The 20,256-nt window shown below is 48.9% G+C and carries 19 protein-coding genes; 7 read left to right on the top strand and 12 right to left on the bottom strand.

What is annotated here, in order from left to right; all coding sequences use genetic code 11:
• Window positions 1-47 precede the first annotated feature (47 nt).
• Both DXT99_RS20155 and DXT99_RS27740 read right to left on the bottom strand, forming a co-directional pair.
• Window positions 48-296, bottom strand: a complete 249-nt coding sequence (locus DXT99_RS20155) for a hypothetical protein (protein ID WP_115567395.1) — start codon at window positions 294-296, stop codon at window positions 48-50.
• Between the two features lie 534 nt (window positions 297-830).
• Complete coding sequence (locus DXT99_RS27740; protein ID WP_262511370.1) at window positions 831-962, bottom strand: hypothetical protein; 132 nt, start codon at window positions 960-962, stop codon at window positions 831-833.
• Between the two features lie 557 nt (window positions 963-1,519).
• On the opposite strand from DXT99_RS27740, the gene DXT99_RS20145 reads away from it, so the two are divergent.
• Window positions 1,520-1,915, top strand: a complete 396-nt coding sequence (locus tag DXT99_RS20145; RefSeq protein ID WP_115567393.1) for a hypothetical protein — start codon at window positions 1,520-1,522, stop codon at window positions 1,913-1,915.
• A gap of 261 nt (window positions 1,916-2,176) precedes the next feature.
• Here DXT99_RS20145 and DXT99_RS20140 read toward each other — a convergent pair whose 3' ends face one another.
• Together DXT99_RS20140 and DXT99_RS20135 are read right to left on the bottom strand one after the other, a co-directional pair.
• Window positions 2,177-3,319 (bottom strand): IS91 family transposase, encoded by a 1,143-nt coding sequence (locus DXT99_RS20140; RefSeq protein ID WP_115567392.1) that lies wholly within the window; start codon window positions 3,317-3,319, stop codon window positions 2,177-2,179.
• Complete coding sequence (locus DXT99_RS20135; RefSeq protein ID WP_115567391.1) at window positions 3,319-4,083, bottom strand: tyrosine-type recombinase/integrase; 765 nt, start codon at window positions 4,081-4,083, stop codon at window positions 3,319-3,321. Before DXT99_RS20135 ends, DXT99_RS20140 begins: the two co-directional genes overlap by 1 nt.
• A 296-nt stretch (window positions 4,084-4,379) precedes the next feature.
• On the opposite strand from DXT99_RS20135, the gene DXT99_RS20130 reads away from it, so the two are divergent.
• Together DXT99_RS20130 and DXT99_RS20125 are read left to right on the top strand one after the other, a co-directional pair.
• The gene (locus DXT99_RS20130) at window positions 4,380-4,928 is read left to right on the top strand and encodes a hypothetical protein (protein ID WP_115567390.1); all 549 of its coding nucleotides are present in this window, start codon (window positions 4,380-4,382) and stop codon (window positions 4,926-4,928) included.
• Window positions 4,929-5,043: 115 nt separating this feature from the next.
• Entirely contained in the window at window positions 5,044-5,592 is a 549-nt protein-coding gene (locus DXT99_RS20125) for a hypothetical protein (protein WP_115567389.1), read from the top strand.
• Window positions 5,593-5,747: 155 nt separating this feature from the next.
• Here the strand turns inward: DXT99_RS20125 and DXT99_RS20120 are convergent, their stop codons facing one another.
• From DXT99_RS20120 to DXT99_RS20110, 3 genes are read right to left on the bottom strand one after another with little or no spacing between them, the layout of a single operon-like run.
• Window positions 5,748-6,575 carry an ImmA/IrrE family metallo-endopeptidase gene (locus DXT99_RS20120; RefSeq protein WP_115567388.1) on the bottom strand — a complete coding sequence of 276 codons (828 nt, stop codon included), beginning with the start codon at window positions 6,573-6,575 and terminating at the stop codon, window positions 5,748-5,750.
• Window positions 6,576-6,587: 12 nt separating this feature from the next.
• Window positions 6,588-6,941 carry a hypothetical protein gene (locus DXT99_RS20115; RefSeq protein ID WP_115567387.1) on the bottom strand — a complete coding sequence of 118 codons (354 nt, stop codon included), beginning with the start codon at window positions 6,939-6,941 and terminating at the stop codon, window positions 6,588-6,590.
• A 2-nt stretch (window positions 6,942-6,943) separates the two neighbouring features.
• Window positions 6,944-7,618, bottom strand: a complete 675-nt coding sequence (locus DXT99_RS20110) for a sigma-70 RNA polymerase sigma factor region 4 domain-containing protein (protein ID WP_115567386.1) — start codon at window positions 7,616-7,618, stop codon at window positions 6,944-6,946.
• A gap of 191 nt (window positions 7,619-7,809) precedes the next feature.
• Here DXT99_RS20110 and DXT99_RS20105 point away from each other — a divergent pair, with 191 nt between their 5' ends.
• Genes DXT99_RS20105 through DXT99_RS20095 form a run of 3 tightly spaced genes read left to right on the top strand, consistent with a single transcriptional unit; the run spans window position 7,810 to window position 10,559 of the window.
• The gene (locus tag DXT99_RS20105; RefSeq protein ID WP_181885196.1) at window positions 7,810-8,253 is read left to right on the top strand and encodes a YegP family protein; all 444 of its coding nucleotides are present in this window, start codon (window positions 7,810-7,812) and stop codon (window positions 8,251-8,253) included.
• Between the two features lie 12 nt (window positions 8,254-8,265).
• A complete protein-coding gene (locus DXT99_RS20100; RefSeq protein ID WP_115567384.1) occupies window positions 8,266-10,077 on the top strand; it encodes a ThiF family adenylyltransferase in 1,812 nt (603 codons plus the stop codon).
• Entirely contained in the window at window positions 10,074-10,559 is a 486-nt protein-coding gene (locus DXT99_RS20095) for a Mov34/MPN/PAD-1 family protein (RefSeq protein WP_115567383.1), read from the top strand. The genes DXT99_RS20100 and DXT99_RS20095 overlap by 4 nt, the downstream gene beginning before the upstream one ends.
• A 24-nt stretch (window positions 10,560-10,583) precedes the next feature.
• Here the strand turns inward: DXT99_RS20095 and DXT99_RS20090 are convergent, their stop codons facing one another.
• The 4 genes from DXT99_RS20090 to DXT99_RS20075 all read right to left on the bottom strand — a co-directional run bounded on the left by DXT99_RS20090 (window position 10,584) and on the right by DXT99_RS20075 (window position 17,870).
• Window positions 10,584-12,188, bottom strand: a complete 1,605-nt coding sequence (locus DXT99_RS20090; protein WP_181885195.1) for a PDDEXK nuclease domain-containing protein — start codon at window positions 12,186-12,188, stop codon at window positions 10,584-10,586.
• Window positions 12,189-12,265: 77 nt separating this feature from the next.
• The gene (locus DXT99_RS20085; protein WP_115567381.1) at window positions 12,266-14,419 is read right to left on the bottom strand and encodes a DEAD/DEAH box helicase; all 2,154 of its coding nucleotides are present in this window, start codon (window positions 14,417-14,419) and stop codon (window positions 12,266-12,268) included.
• Window positions 14,419-15,744, bottom strand: a complete 1,326-nt coding sequence (locus tag DXT99_RS20080; RefSeq protein ID WP_115567380.1) for an ATP-binding protein — start codon at window positions 15,742-15,744, stop codon at window positions 14,419-14,421. The genes DXT99_RS20085 and DXT99_RS20080 overlap by 1 nt, the downstream gene beginning before the upstream one ends.
• The gene (locus DXT99_RS20075; RefSeq protein ID WP_115567379.1) at window positions 15,741-17,870 is read right to left on the bottom strand and encodes a tellurite resistance TerB C-terminal domain-containing protein; all 2,130 of its coding nucleotides are present in this window, start codon (window positions 17,868-17,870) and stop codon (window positions 15,741-15,743) included. Before DXT99_RS20075 ends, DXT99_RS20080 begins: the two co-directional genes overlap by 4 nt.
• A gap of 455 nt (window positions 17,871-18,325) precedes the next feature.
• Between DXT99_RS20075 and DXT99_RS20070 the strand changes: the two genes are divergently transcribed.
• Window positions 18,326-18,898 carry a recombinase family protein gene (locus tag DXT99_RS20070; RefSeq protein ID WP_115567378.1) on the top strand — a complete coding sequence of 191 codons (573 nt, stop codon included), beginning with the start codon at window positions 18,326-18,328 and terminating at the stop codon, window positions 18,896-18,898.
• Window positions 18,899-20,029: 1,131 nt separating this feature from the next.
• Here DXT99_RS20070 and DXT99_RS27130 read toward each other — a convergent pair.
• Window positions 20,030-20,173 carry a hypothetical protein gene (locus tag DXT99_RS27130; RefSeq protein WP_181885194.1) on the bottom strand — a complete coding sequence of 48 codons (144 nt, stop codon included), beginning with the start codon at window positions 20,171-20,173 and terminating at the stop codon, window positions 20,030-20,032.
• Between the last annotated feature and the right edge of the window lie 83 nt (window positions 20,174-20,256).

The raw sequence follows: 20,256 nt of genomic DNA, 5'->3' as shown, positions 1-20,256 counted from the left end.
AACATGAGATAGTTTACTCGCACCTGAAAGGAGGAAGACGAGGTAGTTTACTCTATAGGCTTCTCCAGGTCGATAACCTCCAGGTACGGCTCCAGGAGCTCCCTTCGCTCAAACCCATGCACCAGGGCAATCTGGTTATCTTCCGGCGAGTACCACACCTCCACAAAGAAACCGGACATATGGTAGAGCACCACGCTGCAGCCCATCTCTGTGCGTATGGCCAGAAACCTACCGTGCTCCCAGACAAGGTCTGCCCTGGTGTCACGGGGATAACAATTAAACTGGTAAACATCCATCCTCTTCCGCTGTTGGCTCCTTCTATCATACGGCGCTGGGAAACTTTGTCTGTCGGACCGGCTCTTCTGCAGGATTTGGCTTTCTTCACCAGGTACAGCACCTCCACTCCTCCTGCCGTTCTTTTTCCCCTTCTGTCATTGCCCCTCCCCAGCAAGCTTTGCCCCCTCCGTCCAGCACTCCGCCAGATTATGCTAATCTGTCCGAGAGCTTCCCGTTGCTGGCCACTTTTCCGCCAGCCTCCTCATTGCGGTACCCTCCATTCTTCCGCTGCCGGAAAAGTGGCTTCCCTGCTCTGAGCAAAGCAGGCGCCATCCGCGTGTTACTTCATAAACATAAAAAGTAAGGTAAATACGAAAATACAAGCTTACTGTGCTTCCTGCTTCAGGCTGACCATCCCGTCCCCGCTGCAATGATCCACGGAGTAAGGCCCTGACACTGCCTCTCCTCCATGAAGGCTTTAACTGATTTTGAATCAGGAGAAAATGTTACAAAAGGGGAATGAAAGCAGGTTGTGCCGTACATGCTTTACACTGCTAATACTCCGCCACTCCCATCAGGGGAAAGACCTGCGTTACATTCAGACCCTGCCGGGGCACCGTTCCAGCAGGGCCACTGAGATTTGCACCCACGTTACTTGACACATAGTAGACAAGATCGTGAGCCACTTGATAAGCTATAGAATGATAAGCTATAGAATGATGCTATAGTAGCAATTGCACTAAGCACGCTAACTGTTGACCTTGTGAAAGACGCATCTGCTCATGCCCCTCTGCTTGGAGCTTCCGGAATGAGCTGTTTTCGTGGCTGTAGCCGGATACATCTGGATATTTGTGTATTATCCGGATATATCCAGCTAGCACCCCGTTGCAGGAATTGTATCAATTTGCTCTGCTTTCATTCTTATAGCCGCCTTTTCCAGCTGGGTTTTCTCCTTAAACGGAGGACAAAAGTCTGGAATTCATGTGCACAGGGAGCACTTAGCCGCGGGCTCCACCTCCCCTTGTTGAATTTTTGGACCACCCCCGCTTAAAACAGAGTGTAGGAAGTAGGTATCTTCAAAAAGTTTCTTATATTGAAGAAGGAAGATATAATGATGAAAGTCTGTGAAACAACCGCTAAAACAACACATACTGCTACAAGAGTGGACCAGACGACTTCCATACATAGTGCAGATAGCAGGAGTCGTACTCCTGCTAGCCGATAGTTGGCAGAAATTAAAAGCATGGAAGATTACTCACATTTAGTTGGCGATTGTAGGATTGACAAACTATCACTTGATTTTAATTCCAACACAATCACATTCGTCATGACAAGATATCGTGAAGAGTTGGAAATAATAGAAGTAAAATTTGATGGAGTAATAAACCAAGATTTCAAAATTATTGACAAGGACAACATCGTTTTCGGAATAGAAGAAACTGATTGGAATGGCTTAGAATCGGAATTTCCTGACATGATGAAGTGGTACAAGCATTATAAAAGTATCGCCCCAGAAGAGAAGGAAATGATTAGTAATGGAACCGCAAAATGCTTTCAAATAAGGGGGACTGCAGGACTTGAAGGTTATATAATAGCAGAAACCATGAAAATTGAAAAAATAAATTCTGCCAACAACTAAGGCTTCGTTGGGTACGGAGTGCCGACAATGAAGCCGTGGTTGCACTGACCGCGCGACGCGTTATGGGTTTTAAGTCGGAAGATGTTTGCCTGCGCTACTTGCCTGGGGCTGTCTGGTAGCCTGCTGGCTCAACTGATATGAGCCCGGAGAGGTCTAAATAGGTACTTTTAGCTGTTTTCCGAAAGAGGTTTTCCGCTCTTTTCCTGTCGTTTGCTCTGCTACGGGCATAGCTGCGCCAGGCCACTTTTCCGGTGGCTTTTTTTATAGTCCCTTCTCGTACTCTGTGTACTGCCTGCCTGTCCTGATGCCCTGCGGCGGCCCTCGCTTGGGCAGCACCTGCAGGGTGACCATCGTCTCCTTTCTGCAGCAGGGGCACACGAGCGGGTTGTACTCCTCCAACTCCCGCACTTTTGCTTTCAGTTTCTTTTCCTCTGGCAGCTGCTCCCTGATGACCGGAATAGCGGCCGCCTTGCCGGTGCCGCTCAGGATGCCGTAGTGGCGTATCCTGACAAAGCCCCTGGGCAGGATGTGCAGGGCAAACCGGCGGATGAACTCTATGCCCCCGAGCGTCATCTCCAGCTTCCGTGCCCCCTGCCGGTAATCCTTGTAGGAGAAGGTCACGGACTGCCCGTCCACGGCGGTGAGGCGGTGGTTGGAGATGGCAATCTTGTGGGTGTAGCGGCCCAGGTACTCCACCACGCTCCCGGGCCCTGAGAAGGGGCGCTTGGCGTACACCACCCACTCTTTCCTGAACAGCGCGTTCACCAGCTCCCTGTCCACCTCCGGCAGCCTTTGCTTCAGGGCCTGCACGTACTTTGCCCTGAACACCCGGCTCATAGCCTTTACCGGGAAGAGGTACCTGCCCTTGCCGCGGGCCCCTTTCCACTTACCGTGCTCCGTGAGCCCGCCGCCGGGCACGACGCAGTGCAGGTGGGGGTGCAGCGAGAGGGTCTGGCCCCAGGTGTGGAGCACGGCCACCATGCCGAGGCGGGCGCCCAGGTGCTTGGAATCGGAGGCGAAGGTGAGCAGCGTCTGCCAGGCGGCCTCAAAGAGTGTGTCGTAGACGATGCGTGGGCTGTGCAGGGCCAGTTGGTTCAGCGTGTCTGGCAGGGTGAAGACCACATGGAAGTAGGGCACGGGCAAAAGCTCGGCCTCCCTTGCCTGTATCCACTCCTCCCGCTTTTTGCCCTGGCACTTGGGGCAGTGGCGGTTGCGGCAGGAGTTGTAGCTGACGCGGACCTGGCCGCAGTCGGTGCAGGCGTCCACGTGCCCTCCCATGGCCTGGGTGCGGCAGCGCATGATGGCAGCCAGGGTGCGCAGTTGCCAGGAGTTGATGCCGACATGCTTCTCCACCTGTGGCCAGTGCTGCCCCAATATGTCGGCCACCTCGTGTCGGGGGCGCACTAGCAGTAGAGGGTGTCGAGCGGGGAGAAGGGCTTTCTCCTGCCGCTCTGCGCCACGTGCAGGTAGACCATGGTCGTGTCAATGCAGGCGTGGCCCAAGAGGTCCTTGATGGAGACGATGTCCAGCCCGTCCTCCAAGAGGTGGGTGGCGAAGGTGTGGCGCAGCGTGTGCGGGGTGACCTGCTTGTGGATGCCGGCCGCCTGGCGGGCCGAGCGCACCACCCACTGCACGCCCGCCGTGTTGTAGCGTCTGTCCAGCAGCCCCTCTTCACTATCCTGCACCTGGCCGTTGAAGAGCCAGGTCTGCGGGCACTCGGCCTGGATGTAGGTCTGAAGGCCGCGGACCAGGTGCCCGCTCAGGGGCACGTAGCGGTCCTTGCCCCCCTTGCCCTGGCGCACGTGCAGCATCCTGCGGTCAAAGTCCAGGTCGGCGATCTTGAGGTTACAGGCCTCGGCGCAGCGCAGCCCGCAGCCGTAGAGGGTGGCGATGAGCACGCGGTGCTTGAGGAGTTTGGGTGCGCAGAGCAGCTTCCGGACCTCGGGCTTGCTCAAGACGACGGGCAGCCTGCGGTCGCGCCGGAGGGCGGGCAGCTCAATGCGCTTGTCCTTGAGCCCCTCCATGCGGAAGACGTAGCGCAGGGCGTAGACGGTGAACTTGAAGTAGGAGTTGGAGGGGGTGTTGTGCTCCTGCTTGACCAGGTAAAGGTAGTCGTTGAGCTGGTCGGGGTCAAGCTGGGTGGGCAGGCAGCTAAAGTGCAGGGCCACCTTGGCCAGGTGGTGGCTGTAGTTTAGCTGCGTGCTCTGGCCACGGCCGGCGACGGTGATTTTTTTGGAGAACTTCTCGTAAAGCTCAGCGAATCCCGCTACATTAGAGCAGGCAGTCTGGATAAGGGTAGGCTCTTTTTTTTCATCTTTACTAACGATTTAGTGTGAATCAAAAGGTAACGCTTATCCGCTGCTTTTTATAACACGCTACCGAAGGTTTAGTGCAACAAAGTTCAGCCTTAACCCTTGCTTCGCTTCGGGCTTCGGCTGCACGAGTAAAGTTATCCCAATCAAAGATGAAAGCAACACTACTCTACTTCCTGCTCTTTCTCTCTGCTGGCTGTGCCAATGCACAGAAGAGGGTCTACATGAATACCGATAGTTTAGCGGTAGCCCAAGCAAAGCAACTAATAGCTGACAGAAGAGTTGAACAAGTTCTAATCTATGAAAGGGGCTGCCTTGGCTGCGTCTTTCTGCAAGAAGTTGATTGTAACTGTGAAGACAGCGGTACAGATACGCATCTTATATGGGCAGAAGGGCAAAAGTACTACACCAAGGAATTAGGGTGCTGTGTTGGGGATACTGTAAAGGAGTTCAGCGAACCGAGATTATTTGAAGAGATAGTCAGCAATAATAGTATAATATTTAGTTCACAGTTTAAGACCGATTATGAAGAAATCCACCATGGCTTCAACAAAATGACGCTCCTCTCTGCCAATGGAAAGCAGGAAGTATATATGGAAGACTTTCTTTTTGCTGCGGATAACAAGTACAGAAAGCATAACCTGAAACAGGCAGCCAAAGTCTTTACAGAAAAGCTAAGCAAGGAATTTAATAAAAAGTGAAAAAGGAAATCGCCTAACGAAGTGCAGCACTTACACTTTAGCTACGCCTCCCCCATATGCTGCACGAGAAACGTTACCAGTGATAAACGTCCTAAATAAAATAACCCTCTCCTAAATGAAAATCTTCCCTCTACCACTTTTCCTCTTACTCACCCTTCTGTCCTTCTCATCCTGCAAGAAAAAGGATGTTAAACCTGGTGAACAACTGCCAGCCGCCACCATGGAAGGAAAGAACAGCTTCGGTGCCATGGTGAACAGGGAGGTGTGGGTGCCGAAAGGAAGGCCTAGTACGCTTGAAACAAACTTAGATGTAGTATATGATCCTAATTACGCTGGAGGTTCCTTTGACATCAGGGCTTTTCGAAAGACAAAGAATGATCCTTTCATGTTTGAGTCTATGGCGTTAGGCATGACACAGGTAAATCGTGTGGGGGTGTATTATTGGGGGAAGCCAGACCCAGAGCAGCATGGTAGCGCTTTCTTCTATTCAGAGACCTGCGACTATTTAAATGACCCAGAGGTTTATCGGGTAGGAAAGATGGAAATAACAAAGCTGGACATGAAGAACGGTATTATCGCTGGCACTTTCGAGTTCACGGTAGCCAAGCCAGGCTGCGACACCATCCGTGTCACCGAGGGCAGATTTGATAAGAAGCTGCTCTAAGAATCAAAGCGAAGAAAAGAACTATCATCTGCTAACACTGCACAGGCTGCATGCTCGGCTGACGCCTGTACCAGCCCGGTATCATAAATTTGCCTATTGGCTATCTTATAAGTAGACTTATGTTAAGTAAGGAATTTCTTGTGAGGGTCAATTATTCATAGATTACTTAATGTTAACAATGTGATTCCTCCATATGCTCCTAGCTTTTTCGACTCTTCATTTAGTATTAAATTATCCTTACCAGTTGGATAAATAGACTTACACCATGTAGACATGGTGGTGACTGATTTATGAAAGTCTAGTGAATAGGCATCTTTCTGGTGCAGCGCCTTGTACGTAGCCGTATCCCTTCCAGGGGAATAGGTAAGATGAACCTTCCTAGAAAACAGGTCCATAAACGACCTTGACTGAAGAGACCACTGATAGCCAGCATCTCCCCATTTGATCAGCGAACAGGGACATATATTTCTTTTTATATAGTTAACTGCGGCACTGAGTACTGATACTTGAAAAGTGTCTGAAAGGAATAGAATAGCAGCCATACCTGTCTTTTTGCTTCCCTTGCATGTATCCATGAACCTACTTTCAGGCATTAAGAGATTGGATGCGAAGCAATCAGCCTCTATTTCGGCGAGATTTTCGTTGTTGTATATTTCCACCATTGACGTGTGCGGCTTGACCTTGCCACTCGTCAAGGCGTTTCTGTGCTCGTCAATGTAAAAGTGCCCTAACTCATGTGCTATGGTAAACCTAGCGCGTGGAGAATTTGGATTTCCAAGTTTATCCAGGTTCAAAAAAATGTGAAACTTACCTTTATGGTACTGCAGCATATCATCGAAGAAGGTCTCGTATGCTCCATAGTCGAACGTGATGGAATTTGCAGCGGCAATTGCCCCTAAGTCCACAACCTGTGAGGGAGAGAAGAAGTCTGCTATCGTTTCAGCCAATGCAGCAATTTCAGCCTCGCGCTTTTCCCTTAGCATTGCCTTTTTGATTTAGTCTCTGCCTTCAGCTTTCTTTCTACCCTCTTCCATTCTTTGACGTATGTAGGCTGGGATTTCCTTGCCCTTTCTTGCGGCCTGTGCTAAATTTTCTTCTATTGCTTTTGCATCTTCACTTTGAAATTCATTTTTAGGCTCTACGATCCCTCTTCTTTCTATATCAAATGGACTCCTTAATGCTTCTGGTAATTTAACGCTTGAGTTATCACAGATACTTATGAAGGCTTGTATTTCTTGGTCAGACTCAGGGACTATAAAACCATTTTGTCCTAAGAAGCTAAGTACCCTTTTCTCGTATGAGTTTTCATCAGGGTTAGCAGACACATTATTGTTTTTGGTTATTTTCATAATTAAGCGTTACCCCCGTTTAACATTCTAACTTTTTTGAAGAAGCGTTGCTTTACTTGCCTTACATTGAATGAGGTTGTATTATACTTTGAGCAAAGACCTTGCATAATCTCATCTGGTAAATGGGCATTCTTCCTGTGAACATGGGTTAAATAGGCCATAACAATATCTTTGTCTCTTGTCTTGAGTGACTCCATGGCATCTCTGACGCTTTCCCTGGAGATAGGGTAGTCATCTTCCTGTAGAACATCATTTTCCTCTAGAGTATCAGCTTCTGATTCAGGCTCTGTTGGTAGTCTATCTACAGAGAAAAAGGCTTTCCTTTCAGGATTATGAGCTGTAAACGATTTTAACTGCTCTCCCATTATTTTTAAAAGCCAGGCCTTTAATTCAATTTCTTCATCATACCCCTCTCTCGGTTCAAACTCAACCGCTCTTTCGCATGCAACGAGGAAAACGTTTCCAGATAAGTCAAGTGCAAATTCTGAGGGGTTGCTGAAAAACTTGCAGGCCTGAATGCAAGCCTTGTAGATGAATTCCATATACCGTTGATGAAATTCAATAAAAGCATACTGATATTCATCGGGGTACTGGTCCTTATAAGAAATAACTAATAAGATATCCTGTATACTTTCACCTGCATAAGGGTTTTTGCCTTTTAGTTTTTGTTGCTCCATAGTTCGGTAGTCACGCTTTCGCCTAAGTCTTAAGAGCTAGCTGTAAATGCTGTACAGTAGCCTCTATGCGGATTCAGTGTCCTTCCCACATTTCCCCTCCTATATATAGTTCCAAGCGTGACAGTACCGATTTGTCACGCTTGGAACTATATATAGGACAATATAATATTTTAACTTTTAGCACAAAGCTTATGAAATGGTTTAATTTTTACCAAGACAAAAGTCTTCAGTGGCGCTGGCGCCTGAAAGACGGAAATGGAGCAGTAGTGGCTGACTCCGGAGAAGGCTACAATGACCGTAAGGACTGCGAGAAAGGAGCGGCCCTGTTTACAACACTAGGGCCAAATGCCCCAGAACGAAAGGTATCTGGAACTGAAGAGTCGGGTAATGGTCCGGAATGGGAATACTTTGAGGACAGGGCAGACGAGTGGCGCTGGCGCTTTCAGGCTAAGAACAACAAAATTCTGGCCGACAGCTCGGAAGGCTACTCCAGCGAGTACAACGTAAAGCGGGCTATTCAAAACGTTAAGTCCTTGCTTCGCGAGATCGGCAACCAGAACAGCAGCGGCAACAACGGAGGCGGTTACATTCCTCCTAGCCAAGGCGGTTCTACCGGTGGAGGGCGTTTTGCATAAACCACTGCCATTATGAATGAACTTGACCAATTGGCGTTAAGCCAAAGCAGCGTCTTGATGTCAGAGATGAGAGGTGTTGAGCTCCTGGGAGACTGGGAGCCAATTCCCTCAAGCAACGCTTGGATACTGCGTGTCCGCTTAGAGCTGCTTAATACGGCACCAACGAAAGATATTCCCCTTTTTACGGAGTGGGGAGTCATTGTTGATTTCAACATCGATCCCTGGGGAAAGGTACAGGTGCATCCTTCCAACGGACCAGGAGGCGTAACCACAACTTTTGAGCACCAGCAGTACAACGGAGGTCCGCACCCTCTATGGCCGGTACGCAACGGACATATCTGCAGCCTAAGCGAAACACATGGGCTTGCCGCTTCACGCAACGCTATGGAGACTGAGCCCACCTCAACCGTTCACCGTGTAGTGTGGCATATGGCTAGAGCGGTGGAATGGCTGCAATGCGCTGCTACAGACACGTTAACAGTTGCGGGGGATTACTTTGAGCTACCTGACTTTGACACGGCCTTTAGGTACAAAATAGCTGATTCTAAGAACAGGATATTTACATTGGCCTACTATGAAGACCGAGACTCCTTTTCTCACTGGAAACAGAGCCATTTTTACATTGGTACTGCGGCTGTGTCTTATTTGAACCATGTTGCCATAGTGCGGGAGTTCAAGGACCACAGAGGTGACAAAACTGTACATAAGCCCTCCTGGGGAACAGCGATTAATCAATTGCAAAGTCATCAAGATGCTTTATGGGTTCGCCTAGACGAGGTACCAGCAATAAACCGCTGGCAAGTGCCTACGACCATGAAGGAGCTTGCTGATGCCGTGGCCAGTCAAGGAAAGTCGCTGATCGATTTACTCAGGCCGGCCTTAGCAAAGCTTGAGACTCACAATGAGCTTCTGCTGTTTGTAGGTATGCCGATTCCCCGCAAAGTGAAAGAAGCGCCTTACAGGTATCATTGGCAAGCGCTTGTGTTGTCGCCGAAAACAAACGTTTCCGCTAAGGCTCGTGTTTCCCTAGTAGAGAACGCGCTTCGAAGTACCTCGCCTGTGCGTTGGGTGAGCAGAGCAGAAAACTGGCATCCTGATGATTTGCAAAACAGAGGAAGGGTTTCGCCTCCTTTACGGAAGGCGAATGTGCTCCTGTTAGGAGCAGGGGCCCTGGGCGCTAGTTTGGCTGAGCAGCTGGTCCGTATGGGAGTTACGGATATGACCGTAGTGGACCCTGACCTTTTGGAGGCAGGCAATCTTGTTCGCCATCCGCTCAATCTGCCACAGCTGAACAGGAACAAGGCCGTTTCCGTTGCCGATGGCTTGAACCATGCTAATCCATCGGCCAGGGTGGTAGGGCTTGCGGTATCAGCTACTTCAAAAGATAAGGCTTTGGAGGATGCAGTACGTGCCGCTACACTCATTATCGATGCTACTGCCTCCGACACGGTACTGCGGGAGCTGCCGTTTCTTGGCATTACAGGGTACGTGCCGGTCATCAGCATTTCGTTGGGGCTTCATGCGCAGCGCTTGTTTTTCTATGCTGACTCAGCCTCCTGTTTTGACGCTGATGCTTTTTATAAGTGGTTTAATCCTTACAGGGTAGAAGAACATTTAGCCGTTTTGAAAGAAGACATGCCCCGTGGTATCGGGTGCTGGCATCCATTGACGCCGGCCCGCCTTAATAGAATAGTAGGACTGGCTGGTGTAGCTGTGGAGCTTATTGAGCAGGTGTGTGAGGGGCAGATTTCACTGCCTGTCGGATGTTGTCACTCATGGCATGCTCCGAAGCTTGAGACAGCTGAGAGAGAATCAGTCGCATGAACCATTTATTCGGCTCTTCTGACGGGAAATACTGTGCCCATTTCCTGAATGAAGCACTCGATGTTATCAAGGATGATATTTCCCGATACCACCCCTTAGAAACGGGTGGTGTTCTGATAGGTCATTACGGCAGTAACCTTCGTATGGCAACAATTTCCATCGCGACCCCTGCTCCAGTCAACTCAGAGCATGGCCTTACCTCTTTTGTGAGGGGAACTGAAGGTATATCCGAAGCCTTAGCAGATGCCAAAAAGATAGATCCGTTGTTGCACTATGTAGGCGAGTGGCACAGTCACCCATCATCCACTCCTCATCCGAGTGCTGTAGACTCAAAGCAGATGCAGAAGTTTGCTTTAAAGCGACTGTATGGTGCCCGTACGCCCCTGCTCCTGATTGTTGGCGGTTCTCCTTTAGAGGGTTTACACGGGGAAGTGTATCTTTATCGCGCAAAGATAGTTCATACAGTTCTGTCGGCACTCTAGAATTTATAAGGTAACGCTGTCTTTTTATATGTTCTCAAGCCGCTGCGCAATGTGCTCTACCACTTCCTCGCACCATCTGTCTGCCAGGTCCTGAAGTTCTTCGTCCGTCCACTCCTGGTGATAAAGCTTTTCCAGCCACGCATGATGCCTTTCGGACCCTACCTCATACTTATAAGCTTCTAATGTGAAGACCAAGTCTTTTGATAGCCCGAACGCTTTTGTGCCAGCCTTTTTAAAGCCTTCTAGGCGTAGGGTTAGTCCGATTTGATGAACGTTTTCCCTCTGTAAAACTGCTTCCAACTCCTCAGTTGTGTAGTCGACTTTGGAGGTATGATTTACGGATTTCATCAACCCAAAGTCACTGAACAAAGGCGTTACTTCTTTCAGCCCTTCAGTTATCCTAGTTGCCAATTTGGGCAGTACCTTGTCAAAAAGAACAGTGACAGATTCCTTGTCCTTGCCTTTCTTTACCTCCTCCCTGTTTACTGACTTAAGCAGATCCTTTAGCTTCTTGAGCTTTTGATCCAGTGGCTTCTCAGGAGTATCTATCTCCTTCTCCAGCTCCTGCTCCAGAGCCTCAATCGTCGGCAGCTCTCCCTTCAGGTCCTCCGGAACCGCGTGCAGCACCTGGTACTCTGCCACCCCCAGCGGGGCAGACATGTTCTTCAGCGAGTACTCCACCACCACCTTATTAGGGGTTTTGCAAAGCAGGATGCCGATACTTGGGTTGTCGTCCGGCTGCCGCAGCTGCGCATCCACCGCATTGAGGTAGAAGTTCAGCTTTCCTGCGAACTCCGGCTGAAACTCCGTTACCTTCAGTTCCACTACAACGTGACAGCGCAGCTTAGTGTGATAGAGCAGTATGTCCAGGTAGAAATCATCTCCATCGATGTTCAAGCGGTATTGCCTGCCCATGTAGGCAAATCCTTGCCCTAGCTCCAGCAGGAACTTTGTTACCTGATTCGCCAGCGCATTCTCCAAATCCCTTTCACGTGCCTCCGGTCCCAGGGTCAGGAAATCAAAGTTATAGGGGTTCTTGAGCGTCTCGATGGCCAAGTCGGCTTGTGGCTTGGGAAGCGTCAGGGCGAAGTTATTCTGCGCCTGCCCCTGCCTCTGAAACAGCCTGCTCTCCAACTGATGCAGCAGCATTGCGCGTGACCAGCCATGGCGGATTGTTTCGCTGACGTAGAAGAGTGCTTCCTTAATATTAGAGCACTTGGTGACGATTTCACGATTATGTCCCCAAGGAATTAGTCCCACAGCTTGTGGGACTAATTCCTGTGTAGCGTCCAGATGAGGAATATCACGCAACTGGCCTACAAGCTGAGGCACTAAGTCTCGCTCACGGCTGTAAAATAGGTACCACTTCTTGATGTAGAAGAGATTGGTTCGGGAGAATCCCTTCATCTCCGGAAACGCGCTGCTGAGGTCATTGGATAGCTGCTCAATCAGAGTATCCCCCCAGTTGGCCTCCTGTTGCTTCTCCACAATGGCCTTTCCAAGCTGCCAGTACACTAGGATAAGCTCCGTATTTACCCTTACCGCCGCCTTGAGCTGCGCGGTCTGTATCTTGCTTTTTAGTTCCCCAAACCAGGATCGGTAGGTACCGCTAAGTTCAATGTCTGTCATGCCTAATATTACACCGATGCACAGAAAGGCGCAAGGGATGCTGGGATAATTGTTGCAGAGTTACATAGAAATTGACTTCAAGCGGTAAGCGAAACAGAAGCGGGCGTGTTATTACTAACGAGCTTCACGCTGCTCAGTAGTTGGCGCGCCGCTCCGAAATCGTAGTATCTATCCTTAAGAACGGCTGTTTTGAACTTGATCGGCAGCATTCCTCCCCATTTAGAAAAATCCAGCAATGACTCATTTTCCTGCACGGCCTGTTCCAGGTGAAAGTCCACATCATCAATAAAGAGAAGCAGCTGTTCAATTAAGTCAGGCAGTAGATTTAGGGCAACAGAAAAGGCAAAGCTGCTGCTATGCTCGTCATAGTTGTACGTTAAGTCAAGGGAATTAAGCAGGAAAGCAATGCTTCTGTTAACCTTTGTGCCAGTGAAAGTATACAGGATTATCTCGCTGTCTTTTGTCAGCACAGGCCGCTCCACGGCACAGTTGCCAAGTGGAAAGACAGCGAAATCCTTGCGCAGTTCTGTAATTACCTCCTGACTCTGCTCATCCATTTCAGGGTAAACTGTTTCCGCAAGCAGCACCTGAAGCATCTTCTCCCGTACTTTTGCGTCCACAGTGCCTCCCCTTCCTAGGAAGAGGGGCTTCTTGCCGTCAGCAGTGGGGGCCACTTCAATCTTTTTCGATTTGAAGTCTACATACTTTATCTTCCAGACCTTGGCTGCCAGCAGGATATTCTCGTCTTCTCTCACTTGTTCTGTGAGTGGAATCTCTCCTATCGCTTTGCCCGAATGCATCACTTTATAGCTAGGTTCCGACTTAAACACGCTGTAGAACTCACGGGAGTTAACTACTTTCTCGCCCTCAACGCCGATGATCAATTCCCGGTGCAGCAGTTCTAGCCAGTCATTATCCACCAGCTCCTGAATGATCTCATGAGTCTCTGCCTCTCCGATCGCCTGGAAAGCAAAGTTTTCCCGTAGCCTGCTGACCAGTTCCTTCCTGGTGCAGCCAGAGGTTTCCTTTACGATGGAAAGGGCTTGGTGGAGCGCCAGGTCAAAAGGCTTTTCTGCGGTCTTTACAGGTTCAATATATCCTTCCTGGTAGAGTAGCCAGCAGGCCAGGGACTGCAGTAGGCTCCACTTATCAGTGGCATAAAGCAGAAGCTGGCTCTTCCCGCCTTCTCTTCTGCCGCTTCTGCCCACCCGCTGGATCAGGGAAGCAATCGAGTTTGTTGCATCCACTTGAACGACCTTGTCTACCGAGCCGATGTCAATGCCTAGTTCCAGCGTGGATGTGCAGGAAATACAAAAGCTCTGCCGCTGGTTATGCTTTGCAAAGTGCTCCACATACTCCCTCACTTCTTTGTCCACGGAAGAGTGGTGTGAGAAATAGTTCGCGTGACCATTCACTTTTTCCGAAATCCGCTTGAGCTTCACGGCAATCTCCTCTGCCCGGCCACGGCTGTTGGGGAATATGAGAACCTTATGATCATACGTCTGCTTATAGAGGTCCTTTATTAACTCTAGCGGCAGTTCAACAGTAGCTCCTTGATGGTACCGGAAGGAGGTCAGCATTTCTTTGGCAGTTTTATCCAGCAGCACCTTTGTGTTGTACTCGTCGCCAGTGAACCTCTTTGCCTCGGAGTAATCGCCAATGGTAGCCGACAAGCCGACGATACAGCACTTAGAAGAGCTAACTTTACTTAGGCGCGAAAGGATCGACTTTAGGTGAATGCCGCGATCCGTGCCAAGGAAGGAGTGAATCTCGTCAATCACTACGTACCTAAGCTTGGAGAACAGAGCTTTTACGCTGTAAGGGGCATTCACAAACATCGCCTCCAGCGACTCCGGTGTGATCAGCACAATCCCCTCCGGAGCTTGCACCAGCTTTTTCTTCTCCGTGCGGTTAGCCTCCCCGTGCCACTTGGTTACCTTCACATCCAGGTACTTGCACAGCTCCTCTACCCGGTGAAACTGGTCATTGATCAGGGCGATGAGGGGTGAAATGTACAGTACCTGTACGCCTGGCTCACGAAAGTCCACTTTGGAAAGTATAGGAAGGAAAGCAGCCTCCGTCTTACCGGAGGCCGTTCTTGATGCCAGGATGAAGTTGTAGTCGGTGGATATGATGTGTTGTATCGCAGCTCCCTGAATCGGGCGCAGCGACTCCCAACGCTTATCTCGGACGTAACGGCGTATAGGCTCCGACAGCAGCTCGTAAGCCATTACAGTACTTCTATACCGTCCACCAGACTATCTACTGCTGACTCGTCAGGACGTTCGTCGCGTATCTCTATCTCACCGAACAGCTGCTTCTTATCAATGCCAGGGTTCTGACGGATAATGCTTAGTATGTTCAGGAAGTCACGGATCACCTCACGGGGCGTAAGGAACTCGCTAGCCCCAGGCTTGTTGAACATCTCTTCCATGAACTGGTGGATCTCATCGTCTGAAACCTCAAGATTCACTTTGTAGTTGAGATCAAAGATGACCTTCAGCTTCTTGAGCAACACAAAGATTTCATTGTGGTCAAGTGGCATCAGGCGAATGACTGGCTGCGAGAAATCCCTTATTTGAAGCGTCTCGAACTTATTCGTCTCCAACCTTGACTTAAGAGCATGGTAGCTGAACAGCCCCCTGCGCTCATTCTCCAGCACCTCATTGGTGCCTGCGAAGTTTATAAAGAAGTTGCTAACCTTACCCTGGAAGCAGTCATTGTAAATAGTCAGGATCTTCTCGTAATTTTTCTCCCGCATCACGGAGGTGGATATTTTATAAAGGTTTATCGCCTCATCCAGGTTGATCATGAATCCACTGTAGCCCATGCTAACAAACAGCCTACAGAAGTTCTTGAGCATGTCATAGTAGTTCAGATCATTTATAATCTCGCGTACCCCCAAGTCCTGCCGAGCCTCTGTTTTGGTGCGATACTCTCCCTTCAGCCATTTCAATGCACTCCGGCGCAGCTGCTCGTTATCGCTGATGTAGCCCTCATAGTACTTCATGACAACCACTCCGAAATCAAAACCGCCCACATCCGTGATTTCATTTATGGTCTTCATAATGCTGCGCTGAATCAGGGGCATGTGCTGCTCATCCCTGATCGCAGTCAGCGGGATGCCTTCTTCCTGTGCCGTTTTGGAAACCACCTGCTCAATCCACTTCTCCAGAAGCGTGGCCAGCGCGCCGCCCTCCGGTTTCGTCTGGATGGCAATGTTATCCATGATAGCCGAGTACAGCGCTACGGCCTTTCCATCATTGGAGTAAAGCCTGTTGTCAGGTGTGAAATCGGCATTGGCCACTACAAACTTCTGCTTTAGCGCGACCGTGTTTAAAAGGTGCATCATAAAGGACTTCCCGGACCCGAAATCACCGATCCAGAATTTGACCATGCTGTGCCCGTTCTTTACGTCTTCCAGTGAGTTGATGAACGCCTCGATTTCAGGTGACCTTCCAACTGTAATGTGCTGTACGCCTATTTTAGGAACGACCCCACCCAGGAGCGAATTAACAATCGCGGTGGCTTCCTTTGGTTTGATGTTATCTGTCATTTCTTTATAAGTTGTTGAAAGTAGTTTTCATAGATCGTATAATACTCGCCGTCTTCTTCGATCAGCACATCGTCTAACTGCTCATAGCAGCACTCATTTATGCTATCGATTAGCTGGTTGCGCATCAGGTTATTCATCCTAGCGAAAGCCTCCACCTCCTGTTGAGCTATCGTAAAGCTATTAGAAGCGAAAAGCTGAAGCAACTCACACTGCGCATCGTTTAACAGGACCTCTTCAATGAAAAAGCCATCTGAACCCTTAGCTTGTAGCAGCAGGTTTTCAAATGTTACTTCCCCTTCTCCTAAGTTTTCCACTCCCACATTTTCAGCGTTTTGCTGCGGCTCTTCTTCCTCTTGCAGGTAATCATTGAGCAATTCAACCGTGCCGGCATGTTGCTGCTGCACTTCATTAATTGCAGCTCGATTGAGTTCTATTTTCTTGCGCTTTGGCGTGAAGATTCCGGCGACAGCCCCAACTGCTTTTTCCAGGTCCCGCCCCTGTATTAGCTCCTGAATGATCGTTGTGAAATCAGTGAGTTGCTGTTCCGTTTGAAATAAGTTCTTCTGGAGCGTCTTGGCCAGCTGCTTGTTGTTAAAGGTTGCTGAATGCAGGTCGTGGTATAGATAGTGCACGTAAAGAACCAACGCCGCCTCGCGATCTGTTTTAGCGATGAATTTGGATGCTTCGAAGAAGATGTTTTCCAGTGACGGATTCTTTTTATTGTACTCGCCTAACTGGATGATGTCTTGAATGAACTGCTTTCCGTCCCTTGCCTTAAAATTGATAGTAAGCTCCTCGAATTTTGTCTTCCACCTGCCGGTATTTTGGGCATTCAACTCTATCTCTGTAGGTATATCCGGTATGCTTACACTAGGAAGTAGTTTAGGGAGAATGGCATTGATTCGGGAGGTGATCTTTTCTTCGAAGACAGCTGCTACTTCTGGTTTTGAATGATAAACGGTTTCTGTACTGACCTTGCGCTTATGGCTGTAATGCTCCCGGACAGCGTTTTCACAATGCTTAAATACCGTGGTGTAGAGTTCGTGCGCTACCGATCCTAAACTGTACTTGTAGTTATTTGAGTTTGAACGGTATTTGAAATATTTTCGGGCTACCACATCTGCAACAGCTTTGAACTCCTGCTCTAGAGTGGTGCTCTCTAAAATACATTGACTTTCAAATATTTTAAGCGTTGCTAAGTAAAGCTTCATTACCTCTACCAGGCAAAATTCATTGTTACAGAAAGTATTGCCCGGATTCCAGAGTTTGTTCAGCAGGCTGATTTCATCTTCTGCCAAACCAAGCTTTGCCTTATATTGGGTGCCCAGCTTCCATTGATCCTGATCGTAGCTGCTTTGATAGGAATAGTGGCTGTATTGCGCCATTCTACGCCGATCTACCCCATGAATATCTCCTGCGGCTTCCATTTTCTGAATCAGAAAGGAATTTGCATATGACCTTGTTTTCGGGTAGTGCTCACCTAAGGCATCAAGTTGTCCTTCTAACTTCTCGATGTCCTTATGCTTTTCATAATCTTTGTTTAAAAGATCAAAAAGCAAAATGAAGGCATAGTTCGTGTTGCCCTCCAAGTCAAGATACACACCATTTAGAAAAGAGGCTTTAAATCGCTGATAGAAGTTACTTTGCGCAGCACTTGCGCTGTTCAGCTCTGCATATGAGTAGACATACTGATGCGCCCAATATGGTACTCCCCTGTCTGATTCACTTATCGCAGATTTCGGTTGTTGGTCGGGAATTCGATATGATTGCCCTGTTACATCAATGATACTAGAATCTACTATACTTCTGCTACGCTCATTCATATACCTGTTAACTTCTCTTACACTAGGCTTTTGAAATTTCGGTGCTTGTTCAGCCTTACTCATAGGCTGCATTACAGGAGCCGTGGCAGCAGTTGGAACAACAGAAACCCCTTTGCCTTGAGAAATATTTCGAAATGAGTTTCTATTCCTGAATAGTGCTTTAGTAACTGGAGGCAACAGTAGTAGCGCAATAGTTAAAACAAACAAAGCTGCTATGATGTCACCACTCATAAATCCGCCAATTGCTCCCATCCCAAAGAACAAGCCAAATACCCAGCGGATCACAGACAAGAGAGTTTTCATGTATTGTCGAGGTAAAGAATGAATATAACCTATTAACAATACAATTTAAATAAATTAAGACTCAAGCTTCCTATGAAAATATTAATTTCTTAAAATATTTGCAGAATTGTATAAGATAGACCTGTACTTGCTGCTGTCTTCAGCTGTGAGTAGATAAATGAAAGCCCGTTGCCTATGCAGGTGAGTTTGCCACTAATAAAGAGGCCTTAACCACTAAAACTATATATGTCCCTTGTGTCGATGGAGCAGTTGTTCCTAGGGAAAAACACTACATGAGAAGTGAGAACATCCTTACTGATGTCTTCTCCTGAAATAAGCTATCCCAGAATACGAGGGAATTTTGAGATCGTGGAACCTGCAGCGGTATCTGCCCCTGGAGCCTGTATGGCGTCTCATTTTGCCGTCTCAAAAATCAAAATCTTTTTTTATTTTTGAGATGAGTTTATGAGACATTTATGAAGATAGGATACGCCCGGGTCTCCACCCAGGACCAGAAGCTGGAGCTGCAGCTTGACGCCCTCACCCAACACGGGTGCGGACAGATATTCAGAGAGAAGAAATCCGGAAAGAGCAAGGAGCGCCCGGAGCTGGAGAAGATGATAAACCAGCTTAGGAGCGGCGACACAGTAGTGGTTTGGAAACTGGATAGGCTGGGTCGCTCGCTGCGGGACCTGATAGACCTGGTGTCGGAGTTCAAGGAGAGAGGGGTGGAGTTTGTGAGCCTGCAGGACGGCATCAACACGGCCACGCCCACCGGCAGGTTCACCTTCAACATCTTCGCCTCATTGGCAGAGTTTGAGCGGGAAATCATCCGCGAAAGAACAAAGGCAGGACTTGATTCAGCCAATGCCAGGGGAAAGAAGGGCGGCAGACCCACAGGCCTTTCAAAGGCAGCCTTGGAGAAGGCAAAGTCAGCCAGGATACTCTTCGACTCCGGAACAAAGACCGTGGAGGAGATAGCCAAGATACTGAGCATCGGCAGGGCCACCTGCTACCGCTATATCCAAAGCACAGGTGAAGCAGTGTGAAGTTAGAGTCGCGGCAGCTCAATTCTGCCCAGGCCGGAATTATTATCCCTGCTTCTGCGGCTTTTTCCTTAACGCAGCGCATTGAATGAGCTGAAAACAGCGGTTTAAACGAGTGAATGCTTCAAATTTTGTGATAATCGGCTGTGAAAGCTTGTTTTGCGGCCTTTTACTGCGCCTGTTTCTGAGTCGCCAAGGCAAATGAACAGTTTAGAAAGGCTTTTTGAGAGCTAAAAACAGACCGCAGCAACATGAGAGCAACATGAGAGCAACATGCAGCAACATAGCAGCAACATGAGAGCAACATGCTTGCAATACAACTGCAACATGGCAGCACTAAGCGCACACCGGGTAAATTTCTTAAGAAGCTACCGGTGATATGCTTGGAAATATGAATATTGACTACCTTGCGCGCCTCAAGAGCAGGATGCTCTTTTCATCATAAATGGTCCCTGCGGACTTTAGCTTTGTAACAAGAAAGGCTGCCCGATAAAGGCAGCCTTTCTTGTTCGGCTGAAAGCCAGGCGATGCGGCAAGAGGCAAAAAGTGCCGCTGCTTTAACCGCACCTCCTGCTGTGCAGTACTGTGCCTACAAAAGGGACACAACACCACACATCAAAAGCGGCGCTCGGCAGGAGTAAAAGAAGCTATTGAGCGGTAGAATACGTCGATTCCCGCCATAACCGGCTGTGAACAGTCATGCTGCAGTCTTTCATTGTACCTGTTGCTGAGCCGCCAAGGCTCCAGCAAGCCTCAGCAAGGCTCCAGCAAGCCTTAGAAAGAACCAGAAAGGACTAAAAACAAGCCGAAACAACAGCCAGCAACAGGCCAGCAACAGGCCAGCAACAGCCAGCAACAGCCAGCAACAGGCCAGCAACAGCCAGCAACAGGCCAGCAACAGCTCAGATAGAAGATATCCTAAAGTCGTCTCAAAATCTTCACGTTTTGCGGGACATGCTACCTCAGGACAAGACACCCGCTCTATGTAAGCTTAATAATACCTCCTTACTTATCTCATGATTCCGGGGTTTCGCGGGTCAAGCCTGTAAGGAGCATTCGCCGTGCCTGCCATGCATATAAGCCTGCTTTGGACGGGTACTGCCCATAACAGGCACGGAGTGATCATGAAGTATCTTATTGCTGCACTACCTTGAGCACCGCCTGCAGACCCTGCCCCTCCAGGCGCAGGTAGTACAACCTACTGGAGCGCATTTGGCGAGATAAATTGAGCTCCACCTCTTTTGTCGGGCCAGGCAGGCTTAATTTTTCTCCAGCCACCTCCTTACCCGGCGGTAAGAATAGCGTGTAGGCAAGCTCCCTTCCCAGAAAAAACTAATCATTGCAAGTACTTTTACCCTGTG

The sequence above is a fragment of the Pontibacter diazotrophicus genome (genome assembly GCF_003367245.1).
In the GTDB taxonomy this organism is placed as follows: Bacteria; Bacteroidota; Bacteroidia; order Cytophagales; family Hymenobacteraceae; genus Pontibacter; species Pontibacter diazotrophicus.
The sequence above is the reverse complement of the archived record's forward strand: the minus strand, read 5'-3'. Positions and strand labels throughout refer to the sequence as shown.